The following is a 12,036-nucleotide window of genomic DNA, read 5'->3' as shown; positions in this document are numbered from 1 at the left end:
CTCCTGTTTTGTACAATCGCTATCCTCAAATTATGCTTTATTAACACTATCTTTACTCATCCAGAGCAAATTATTTACAAATTGGGCTCTCAATCTTTTAAAATGGGAGAGTCTAATAATTTTGAGATAGAGGTTCAGTATGAAAAAACTTATAAGTATTTGCTTTCTTGTTTTATTTTCCTGTCAAGTTTTTGCATCAGATGCTAATGATCTGGTTTTAATCTACAGGGTTTCAGAAAAGGATAAAAATCAAATTTATACCAAGTTTGTAGAAAATACTATTGTTGCACGAAAAACAAATAATAAACCCAGAAATTATCATGTTACTGTAGGATGGATAAGACAGGTTGGCAAAGCGAAAGAACTAAGAAATTTTATGAAAAAGGAGTTAAAAAATAAGGAACAATTCATTTTTTATTTCGATCCAGCAGGTCTCCTGCATGTCGCTCCTAACTGCCCTGAACCTTCCAATCCCAAAAATCCTCTAAATATAAAGTGCAACCGTAATGCTGTAGTACTATTTCCTGCAAAGGACTCTCTGGAAACACTAAGAATGATTAACTGGGAGTTGAATGAAGCACTGGATCGATATAATGAAGAGCATGGAACAAAGTACAAAATGGATACCGATCTACTTCCAAAATACTTTGCTCCTCACATAACCTTGGCAAATACAAGTCAGATTAATAAAAAGGATCGTAATAAGGCTGTTAGCGAGGTAAACAATAAAATGAAAGATAATAATAATTTTATTTCTGTCATATTAAATAAGAAGTAGTCTGAATGGGTTAAGTCGTTTTGACCCAACATTGGATTTTCAATTTATCAACTATGGTTGGGTGAAAATCACCCAGCCTACGAGCTGTTTTCACATCCATGCATAGGCTGTTTTAGTAATGGATAAATTCGGTTGTGTCGCAAAAATTTTCATGATCAGGTCGATTTATCGGATTTTTCTGGAGTCTTTCGAAAGCGTCACAAACGACACTGTGGTGTCTCATGGCGTATCGTATATCAAATTGAAAGGGCAGTGGATAAGGAAGGTACTACAGTTGATTTCATGCTGTCGGAAAAACGGGATGAACCGGCAGCCCGAGCTTTTTTCGTCAAGGCCATGGTTCTGCCGTTTTTTAATGATTTATAAATTGTTTATTTGAGTTCAGTCTGAAGTTTTCTTAAATTGGCAGGGGCATATTATGAAGATAAATAAAAATGAGAAAAAGGTTGCTAATGTGTTCGTAATTGTAATATAGATGCAAACTGAAAAATATTACTGTTAAAATGGTAGATCTTATCGAGTCTACCTGATGCTTAGAGCTTGTATAGGAGCATAAAATGAAAACTTTGACTAAAGAAATGCAAGCGGCGATTACGCCTACAATAGCGTTGCACTTATTGCAAGAAGGTAACAAACGATTTATAAACAACTTAAAAATTAATCGTAACCTGTTACAGCAAGCCAATGAAACCTCTGATGGACAACACCCTTTTGCAATTATCTTAAGTTGTATTGATTCACGCACCTCAGTCGAGTTGATTTTTGACCAGGGTTTAGGCGATGTATTTAGCGTGCGCATTGCCGGAACCATTATTAATGAAGATATTTTAGGCAGTATGGAATTTGCTTGTAAAATAGCAGGAGCAAAGATAATAGTGGTTTTGGGTCATTCAAAATGTGGTGCAATAAAAGGTGCATGTGATAATGTAGAAATGGGCAGTTTGACTGCCTTATTAAGTAAAATACAATCTGCTGTTCGTGCCGAAAATACCATAGTTGAAAATCGAACCTCAAGTAACGAGGAATTTGTAGAAAAGGTTACAACGATTAATGTACGAAAAACAGTCTATGCTGTTATGGAGCGCAGTCCCATTTTGAAAGAACTTATTGAAACAGGTGAGTGTGGCATTATTGGGGGACATCATGATATCTCAACAGGTGAAGTGATCTTTTATCAAGATGCTAAATTTGGTTTTAATAGTGACCTGATTTGAAACATAGTGTTGTAACCCATACTTAACTTTATACCTGGGCATGCTCGATGAGTTCTCTACTTGACTATGGTGTCAAGAATGCTGTGATTCGAGTGAGTCTTTCTGCTGAAGGATGGAAAATAACTTATATAACCGTTTGAGAGAATCAAATTCAATGAAGCGTTGCAAACATACAAACAAAGGAGTCGCTCTGTGAAAACCATATTAATAGGCCTTATTATGGGCTCTCAAAGTGATTGGCAAACATTGACTCACGCCGCTCAAACACTGGATACTTTGAACATTACTTATGAGGCGGAAATTGTCTCTGCTCATAGAACGCCAGATAAACTTTTCCAGTATGCAGAACAGGCCGAGATGCGAGGTTTGGAAGTAATTATTGCGGGTGCAGGAGGAGCAGCCCATCTCCCTGGGATGGTAGCAGCCAAAACATCATTGCCTGTTTTAGGGGTTCCGGTCACCTCGCAAACTTTAAATGGCATTGATTCCTTATTATCTATTGTACAAATGCCCGCCGGCATACCTGTAGGCACTTTATCGATAGGCAAAGCAGGTGCCATCAACGCCGCTCTGTTAGCTGCCGCAATGCTTGCAAATAAATATCCTGACATTCGCACTGCCCTAAAACTCTATCGAGAACAACAAACACAAAAAGTGCTCGATAATCCAACCCCCCCAAAGGAGTTAACATGAAACTTGGTATTTTAGGTGGTGGACAACTTGCAAGAATGTTGGCATTAGCGGCTTATCCATTAGGAATTGACACTGTGTGCTTGGATCCCAGTCCTGATGCCTGTGCTGGTGATCTTACTAAACTGATAGTCGCTGAGTTTAATGATGAGTTGGCTTTAAAACAATTTTTGGCAGAAGTGGATTGCGTTACGATTGAAACAGAAAATATACCGCTTTCTTGTGCCGAATTGGTTGCCACAATGCGGCCTTTCTATCCCTCGACTCAAGCATTGAAAATTACTCAAGACAGATTATATGAAAAAAACTTTTTTAGATCTTTAAACATTCCAACCCCAAGATTTTTACCGGTTGAGTCAGAACATGATTTGGTACAGTCGCTCTCAGACATAGGAATGCCCGCCGTGTTAAAAACAAGACAATTTGGCTATGATGGCAAAGGCCAATATGTCTTACGAGGCCAATCCGATATTTCAAAAAGCTGGAACATGTTAGGCAATCAACCCCTTATCCTTGAAGAGTTAATCTCTTTTGAAAACGAATTTTCATTAATTGCTGTTCGAAATAAAAAATGTGAAACAAACTTCTACCCACTGATTAAAAATCATCATAAAAAAGGCATATTACATTTCTCTGAAGCGCCAGTACATCATAGCGATTTACAACAAGAGGCACAAACTTATGCACTCAAAATTTTAGAAGCTCTAGACTATGTAGGAGTACTTACAATTGAGTTTTTTTACCGAGGGAATCAATTAATTGCTAACGAGATAGCGCCACGTGTTCACAATTCTGGTCACTGGACTATTGAGGGTGCTTATACCAGCCAATTTGAAAATCATTTGCGTGCACTTTTTGATTTGCCTTTGGGAAGTACGGAAGTAACCGGTTCTTGTTTGTTATTAAATTGCATTGGCAATCTGCTTCCACTGGAGTCGTGTTTGTCTATTCCAGGGGTTCATTATCACGCCTATGGAAAAAAACCTCGGATAGCTCGCAAGGTAGGCCATGTTACTCTTGTTGATACCCATTTGGAACGGTATGCAAAAAGCAAAGACATGCTCTTACAACTCGCAGCAGAAGATGAAAGTGAAAACAAATGAATTAGCGGTCATCAACTTTTTTTATCGCTGGGTTGAGGCCAACATACTTTGCTGTACGACGACATGTTTATTGGGACACTGAACTACAATTGGAGATGGTCCGACTCCCTGTTAACTCTCTTTAAATTAAAAATCATAATTAAATTGTCAAAATAATTTAAACAATCTGTACACTTCCTGCAGGGGTCCGTCCCCTGGTTTTATTATTGACTGTTGCACTTAATTCATTAACTTTTTTTAACCATAAGAACATTTAGTAAAGATTAATAATTAGGGATGGCTCATAAAAAAAATCAAGAGCTTGGTGGCCAGTGAGTTCGATACTGAAAGTGAGCTTGGTATTGGAGAAATTAGCAAGCGCGGCTTATTGTTTGCCGTGCTCTAGAGTTAGCGGGCAAATTAATTTATGCTGCAATTTTTCATTAAAGTAGAAATAATGCGTTTATATAGGTTATTCATACTCTTTTTGGGTTGTATTTCTTGTGTCTATGCCTTCGACGCAGCCAGTAATACTTCTTTAAGAAATGACATACAACAAATTCTGGATAAAAACAGAAAAAAATACGGTTTACCTGGCATATCTTTAAGTATTCAGTTTCCGAATAATAAAATAGGTGATTATGTTAGTGGTTATGAGACTTTATTAAAAAATAAAGAAATGACTAACGATACTTTGTTTCAGATGGGAAGCATCACAAAGACATTTACTGCAACCATTATTTATAAGCTGGTGGAAGTAAATAAACTAAATATTAATGACAAGGTAGGAAAATGGCTGACCCAATACCCTAGGTGGAAAAAAATAACCCTGGGTGATTTGTTACGCCATACCAGTGGTGTTTATAATTACACCAGCGGAAGCTCGTTCGACAAGTTACTAAGGAAAAATCCCCAAAAATATTGGTCCCTTAAAGAGCTGGCTGATATGGCTTATCAACATCATGATGTATCTATCCCTGGGAAAAAATACCATTATACCAATACAGACTATGTTTTATTGGGGCTCATCATTGAAAAGGTCACTCACAAACCCATACACGTAGTATTTGATGAATATTTTAAGCGCTATAATTTACCTAATACTTTTTATTCAGTTTCACCTTACTCAGAATCGATTAAGACTAGGCTTGCTCATGGATATAATCGAGATGGAACATTTAAGTTTAATTCGGATGTTACAAACATTACCCCATCCTTTGCACAATCTGCTGGTGCATTGGTTTCAACCCCGCATGATTTACTATTGTGGCTGAATCAACTTTTTACAAATAACATCTTGTCTAAGAAGTCATTAGAAAATATGACCTCTCTTATTTCTACAGTGAATACCAAAACGGTTAATATCGAAACCATTGGTACACCAAAATATTTTGAAGAGTCTAAACCATTCACTGAAATAGGTATAGGCGCTGGTATTGGCCTTATCTATTTTAAAAGTAACGGGATGACCTGGGTTCATTCCGGCGGCACACTGGGTTATGAATCCTTGTATGCCTATAGCCCATGTAATGGAATCTATCTGGCATTAGCCTACAATGTGAAGCCTAGACAACAACTGATTTTTATTAAAATTGCAGACGAACTGTTTAAAAAATTAAGTCATTCGAAAAAGATAGTGAAGATGGTTAAAATGTACCAATATAATCATTTATTACCTGCTTATTGTCATGTATTAAGAAATAATTAAATCAACTATAAACGGACAGCAAATGGCGGTTGGGGTTTATTAGCCGTTGAAAATGGGTTGGAGGTAAGGGTTGGCGGGCTCAGTATGTTCATTAATAAACTCGTGCTCCCAAAATTGGAGTGGGGATTTATTCGTGGATTGTAATTTTGGTGAGTAGAGTTGATGGTTGAAATCATGGTTGCGAGTAACCTGGCTACGCTTGTTTTATAGTTCCGAACAATCAACGTTTTTCCTAAGCCCGGTTGCTATTCATATTTAATATAGTGTAAAGAGGAAAATGAGCAGAGCCGTGAGTTTTAAATTACCAATAGCACGGCTGTCTTCATCGTTTGGATACAATTCTCAAAGATCTACAACCCGGGTTACGGCTTTGCCTTCACCAAATTAAGAGAAGTACTAGCAGTCCAGTGCATTATTGGGCAATGGTGAGTCAATAAGTGGTTTATAGGTTCTTGATGAGCAATAGAAGGGCAGCTATGGCCTATAATATATAAAACAATATGAACATGTTGGAATGATTATATGTCTACCCCTTCACCAATACCTGAATCAGTCCCAGTACCTTCATCTGGATCTACAGCAAAATCGAGTGAGTTATCTGCTGATTTGTCTCTGGACATTGGTTTTTTACCCGAAGACGCCCCCATCAGTTCTTTATTTGCATTACGCAGCCAGAATATGGAAGAAACCATAGCTAAACTTAAAGCCCAAAAAGAAGAAAATGAAAGAAATCACTATGTACTAAAACAATATCAGCTTTCAAAGTCACTGACAGGATTTTCCAACTCCCCACGCTCAAAAAGATTTGTTTATGAAAGAGAAGGCAGAACAGGTTCTGTCATTGAAGAGGTGAGGTTGCACATAAGTAGCAAGTATGGAAAAAAAGTGCTTCCGGTGACGGATAATCTTAAGGTATTAACTATGGCTCTAGAAATGGCCAAAATACCTTTTGAAATACTGAGATCGCTCGAAGGGGAAACAGGAAAAAAAGACGTCTTAGCAAGTAAAGTAAAAATAGTAGAAGGCTTAGACGGCAGGAACTTTATTGTTTTGGATGATTATTATAATTTTCATACGTTCAACTTGTTAACCATAGATAATGATGTGGACATCAATGATGCCAATTTCAAAAATAAATTGGCTGTTTTTGCATTCAATAATGGTCGTGCAACAGAGCCATTTTTAATTAAAAAAAATGATAAAATATACCTTTGTTCTCCTCTGAATACATCATTTTCATATGCTGAAATTGATAGTAGTTTAACCGAAGATCTTCATTGGCCCGAAAAAAGTTCAATTCAATTTGAGCGTATCAACCGCATTGAAGGAGCGCGTTTAGATGACAAACTCCATCAAAGAATAAAGTCTACTGGTCTACTCCAAGAGCTGATCTCATATAGGTTAGATCAGTTATTATTTACGGGAGGAATCTATGCTGGAAAGGATGCGCGTTTTTCTGTTTTATCGGATGCTAGGCCATCAACGGGCGCACCAAAAGTATCTGCAATAGATGAACGTGATCGGAGCACGTTGAGTGAAGTTAAAGATTATGTCTATTCTCTTTTAGATAAAATGGAAAAAAAGCTTACAGCACAAGGTGATGAAAGCGCAGCATTTCAATATAAAATTATTAACTCCCTGCTCGTATTCGATTCTTCATATGAAGTAAGCGCTTCATTATTAGAACCTAACCGAGAAAATCTAAATGAATTACCCATTAAAGCTAATGCCGGTTTTATTAGATATGGTGGCAAACTTTATTATGTAAATAAATTAGAAAAAAAATGTCAGGAATTAGAGGTAAAAGGCGAACTATTAAAACAGTTTGATGCGTATCTACATCCGTCAACTATTCCAAAACTTTTATCTCAAAAAGAATTGCACACTGTGGTTACTATGACAGGTATACGCGATCTGAGATTAGAGGACGATGCCCGCAGATCACCGCTTGAAAATGAGTTATTAAGAACAACATGGATGCGATTGGCCTATGCATTGAATACATCTGTGAGCCGAATAAAAGGCAAAGATGTTGCTGATCCATTTCGAGATGATTTTCATGTAGCGATAGAATCTGCATATGAAGAAGTTAATTTAATTCTTTCTTTAACTAAAACTTATGATGAAGCATCAATTAAGCATCATTTATCTGACTATTTAAAAGATATTTTTTGTATTGCTGAGCGAGTAAAAGAGGGGGCGGTAAGACCTGCATTTCCAACTGCTCAGGTACCTCTCGAAGATGTTTTTTTATCAACCTCAGGAATGGGGGCTCTAACGCAGATGATAATGACATCAATAAAACAAATGAAAGAACATGAAAAAATTTATTTAAATCGAAGAGTTTATTTTGAGCTCGATATTTTTATTAGAAACTTATTTCCTGTTATTCGTCCGGAAGGTTTGAATATCAAAGACTATGAAAGTGTTGTTCTCACATTAGAAAATGGAACACTGAAAGTATCACCAGTGGGTTGTGACCTCATGAGAAGGGAGACACCACCTACGGTGGAGACACTCCAAGCATTACCTACTCACTCTAATGAAGCATACGTACGTACGGGTGATAAACTTTTTTATATTAATAAAACTGACAAAAAATGTGAGGAAATTCGCTGTGATGACATGACAAAAATTGATAGTCTCATGGATCCCAAAGGGGTTGCAAAAACATTATCGCGCGATGAAATGGAAATCATTACGGCGATAACAAAACAGGCTACTGATTTTAAAGAAAAGGTTAATGTAATTATTGATGGTTTTGGCCAGAATGTGTCAGCAGATAGCCAAACAGCCCCTACTCATTATGCCGGAACAGACATCATTGCATCCATTCAAAAACAAATGGAAATCAGAAAAGAACTGAAAGGCAAAGCAGAGAGGGAAGGATATACTCTGGATTTCTCAGGTCTGATGCCCGATGAAAAACCGAATGTTCTTACAATGGATAAAAGAAAATTATATCTGGCGATAAAAGAAGGAAAATTGGTTTGCTATGTAAGGCAAGAGAGCGAACTCAAAACAATATCATTAGACTCTTTGAAAAAAGGTATTGATACAAGCATTCGGTCTCAGCTTGCAGAAGCAGCACTTAGTGGCGACGCAATACTTACTCAAGAGCAAAAAGATGCAGTTTTTGAAATCACAACAAAGGAAGGCTTCAAACCACGAGAATATAAAGAAGAGCCACTCACCGTTGTTCTTGACACCACAATGACCGCATTGAAACATATTCATATGCCATTGTTACTTCATCAATTTCAAGAAGAAATTAATTCTGGAAAGCTCGCTATTTTAACGGCGCATAGTTTTAATAAACATGCAGGAATGGGGTTAGACAGGCTATCATGTGGCGTTGCCAGTGCAATTTATAATAAAGATCATTTTCCTGGCCTTAAAACAACATTCGCATCATCTCATGTAAGTTTCCAACCTACGGATCCAACACCCGCAATGACGTGTCATCAATTAGAAAAGGCGTACCCCTGTATGCATTTACACTTTGACCGCGCACATCAAAATTCTTATTACATTCATAAAAATTTAGTTCCCAATATATCTCATATTGGTAGGATTTATTCTCCATTTACTCGAGAGACCAGCCATAATATTCAGGACATTTGGGGATTTCTTTATATAGATTTTACTCCTAAACCAGGAGGCAGCTTGACCTATGGGCCTACTGTTAAAAGAGATATGCTCAGTATAGTATTACCTGCTTTAGGCATACCTCTTAGAGATGGTTATGGCTTCTCAAATAGCGTGTGTTGTAATATCGGAAATTTCTTACGTATTAGTATCGGTTCTGAGTCACGTGAAAATATACAGTTTAAATATAAAATAATTTGTGATTTTCTTGATATTTGTGAAAAATTATATATTACAGGACAGACTAATTTATACAGCACTGTGTGTTCCATTTTTCTCACCGCAAGCAGTGGCGATGAAGCATCAAAAAATAAAAAAATAAAAGAAATTCCAGAACTTCTAAAAAAATTCACTGAAGAAAGAATAAATCCAATAATGGCAAAACGTGAAACAAAAGATGCTATTCTCAAAGCAGTTCCACCGGAATTTACCAACCCAAGCCAATTTTGTAAAACTACGGTTTCATGTATTTACGATAGCCTCCCCGTTCCCCCCGCTTTTTCTGTTGCCTCAGCGTTCATGCCAATGCCAACAATAATAAAAATAATGAATATGTGCGGTTTACCTAAGGAGCGAGATTCTGAACGAGATAGAAATAAATCTTATGTGGTCGAGGATCGCCGAGGCGCAACAGTTATTGTTGGCAATGAAGAGATTCAGGAATTAAAAAGTAAACTACAACCCATCGTCAAATTGTTAACTATTACACAAAAAATGTGGACTAAAGAGTTTCCTAGCCCCCCTATATCAGAGGAGCTGAAAAAGGCAGCAGCTTCCAAAATAAGAGCCAAAATAGATTTATTTTTAAAAGAAATTTTAAGCCCTGAGTTTGATAAGAATAAACTTCCTGAAGCATTAGCTCGATTTGAGGATGAAATGTTAACACCACCAAAGATAAGCAAAGATGAGGCAGAGTCAGCAACAGCTGATAGTGCAAAGACTGTTTCAACTCTTCGAGCATCGAGTATGTTTAAGGCTGAGCCCCAGGGCACAAAAAGTGCTGCGGCTTCCACTTCTGCCGATCAAGAAAATCGTCCGGGTTAACTTAAAAATTTCGCTGCGTTCCTAAAGAGTTAATGGTTCTGTAGTAACTAGACTGCGCTTACTCTCCTTAGCAATAATTTCATCTTTCGATGGGGTTTTTCTGTTATTTCATTAGATTAAGATCGTTCAGTTATATTGAGTTCTGTGGCAAGATATTGATTTTTTTTAAGTTTTAAGGAAAATTTTTGTGCCCAAAACCAAACTTTTTATTTTTACCGATTTTGATGGAAATCAATCTAGCTCGTCGAATAAGGAATCGCGTTTTTGAAGAGCGGCAAAAGTATTTGTCTGAGGTTCATGATAAAGAACGAAGAGCTGTACCGGTATCTTCAATGAGTGATTTATTAAAGCATACCCTATCGCCGGTATTTACTCCTGAAGTTAGAGCTACGACTCCTCAAGCTGCTCCAGCTGTAGCCCAATCTACGCTTGCTTGCCAACCTTAATGAATATTTTAATTTATATCTATTTTCTTTGCAGGTGAATCATGAAAAATAAACCCTCTTATCAAAGTATCTTAGCGTTAAGCTTCATGATTTTTTTTATCTCAGATATTCAAGGCGGTATAGGGCCAATTCTTGCTATTTATTTACGTTCTCATTTGGGATGGAGTACAAGTCAAGTGGGTATCGCGCTTGCAGCAGCAGGTTTTGCTGGTGCCATTTTTCAAATGCCTAGTGGCATCTTAGTCGATGCAATTCCCTTTAAACGAACACTCATAGGGCTTGCATGTGCTTGTATTATTATGAGTTGCTATGTGATTTTAAAGCAAACTTCATTTTATTCTATCATTGCGGCTCAATCGTTGGTTGGCATCGCTGCAAGCTTAATTCCTCCTGCAATCACAGCGGTGACACTTGGTTTGGTTGGGAGAGAGTATTTTCCTATACGAGTGACAGTTAATGAATCACTGACACATGCGGGCACGGTGTTTACAATGGTCGCTATTGGTATTGTCGCGCAATTATACGGTCATTCTTGGATAGTCTATGGAACCATTATTTTTTCATTCATTGCTTTGATTCCACTGTTATTTATTAATTCAAACGAAATTGATCATTCCATTGCTAGGGAATTACCAACAGTGGAGCCAGATGCAAAACCGATTGGTTTTTTACAATTAACAAAGTCAAAACCCATAGTAATATTTTTTAGCTCGGTCATTATGTTTCATATCGCCAATGCAGCCCAACTGCCTTTAGTTGGACAGGAACTTGCAGAAATTAATCCCAATAGAGATTCAATTTTTATGGCAAGCTGCATTGTATTGGCACAGTTTGTGATGGTGATTGTTGCTTTTAGTCTGCGATTCATAATAGACAAAATGGGGCGTAAGCCCATTTATTTATTTGCATTTATTTTCCTAATCGTACGTGCTTTATTATTTTCAATCACGAAAAACTCCTATCATCTGCTGTTCATTCAATTATTAGATGGAGTTAGTGCTGGTATTTTTGGAGTGGTTGCTGTTGTTATTGTTTCCGATTTGGCAGCAGGAACTGGCCGATTTAATTTTTTAGTAGGAGTTCTTGGATTATGTGTCGGTGTTGGTTCATCAATAAGTAATCTTGTAGCTGGATACATCACATCAGTCTATGGATTTTTTATTGGATTTTTATCCTTAGCTTTTGTGGCTTCTGTTGGGTTACTTATTTTTGGTTTCATCTTAAGAGAAACAAAGGATTATAGTATGAGAATAGAGAAACGGCTATAAAGGCAATATTTCATAATTAAGTTAGGTGTAAATTGCCCCATCAGTGACCCACCATTGTAGCCACAGTAGTTTAAGATAAATAAATCAATGAGTTAAAAATATGCCACCTCCACCAAATTTAATCTCCAGATTTCCAATAAAACCGAAGGCTGGTGTGC

At 37.1% G+C, this 12,036-nt stretch carries 8 protein-coding genes and 1 pseudogene; all 9 read left to right on the top strand.

Translation table 11 applies throughout. The annotated features are described in order from the left end of the window. The first annotated feature begins 139 nt into the window (after positions 1–139). Positions 140–778 carry a hypothetical protein gene (locus BGO44_RS02955; RefSeq protein WP_273198126.1) on the top strand — a complete coding sequence of 213 codons (639 nt, stop codon included), beginning with the start codon at positions 140–142 and terminating at the stop codon, positions 776–778. 183 nt (positions 779–961) lie between these two features. After that, a pseudogene (locus tag BGO44_RS02950) lies at positions 962–1,117 on the top strand (DDE-type integrase/transposase/recombinase); the annotation flags it as partial. Positions 1,118–1,335: 218 nt separating this feature from the next. After that, entirely contained in the window at positions 1,336–1,992 is a 657-nt protein-coding gene (locus tag BGO44_RS02945) for a carbonic anhydrase family protein (RefSeq protein ID WP_058511229.1), read from the top strand. A 192-nt stretch (positions 1,993–2,184) separates the two neighbouring features. Then, complete coding sequence (purE, locus tag BGO44_RS02940) at positions 2,185–2,685, top strand: 5-(carboxyamino)imidazole ribonucleotide mutase (protein ID WP_058511228.1); 501 nt, start codon at positions 2,185–2,187, stop codon at positions 2,683–2,685. After that, positions 2,682–3,785 (top strand): 5-(carboxyamino)imidazole ribonucleotide synthase, encoded by a 1,104-nt coding sequence (locus BGO44_RS02935; RefSeq protein WP_273198128.1) that lies wholly within the window; start codon positions 2,682–2,684, stop codon positions 3,783–3,785. Before purE ends, BGO44_RS02935 begins: the two co-directional genes overlap by 4 nt. A 436-nt stretch (positions 3,786–4,221) precedes the next feature. Then, entirely contained in the window at positions 4,222–5,472 is a 1,251-nt protein-coding gene (locus tag BGO44_RS02930; RefSeq protein ID WP_273198129.1) for a serine hydrolase domain-containing protein, read from the top strand. 522 nt (positions 5,473–5,994) lie between these two features. Beyond that, the gene (locus tag BGO44_RS02925) at positions 5,995–10,164 is read left to right on the top strand and encodes a hypothetical protein (protein ID WP_273198131.1); all 4,170 of its coding nucleotides are present in this window, start codon (positions 5,995–5,997) and stop codon (positions 10,162–10,164) included. A 185-nt stretch (positions 10,165–10,349) separates the two neighbouring features. Further along, a complete protein-coding gene (locus BGO44_RS02920) occupies positions 10,350–10,610 on the top strand; it encodes a hypothetical protein (protein WP_273198133.1) in 261 nt (86 codons plus the stop codon). Between the two features lie 41 nt (positions 10,611–10,651). Next, the gene (locus BGO44_RS02915) at positions 10,652–11,878 is read left to right on the top strand and encodes an MFS transporter (protein WP_273198135.1); all 1,227 of its coding nucleotides are present in this window, start codon (positions 10,652–10,654) and stop codon (positions 11,876–11,878) included. The last annotated feature ends 158 nt before the right edge of the window (positions 11,879–12,036 follow it).

Source organism: Legionella sp. 39-23 (assembly GCF_001897665.1).
In the GTDB taxonomy this organism is placed as follows: domain Bacteria; phylum Pseudomonadota; class Gammaproteobacteria; order Legionellales; family Legionellaceae; genus Legionella; species Legionella steelei.
This window is presented reverse-complemented; position numbering and strand designations above follow the sequence as displayed.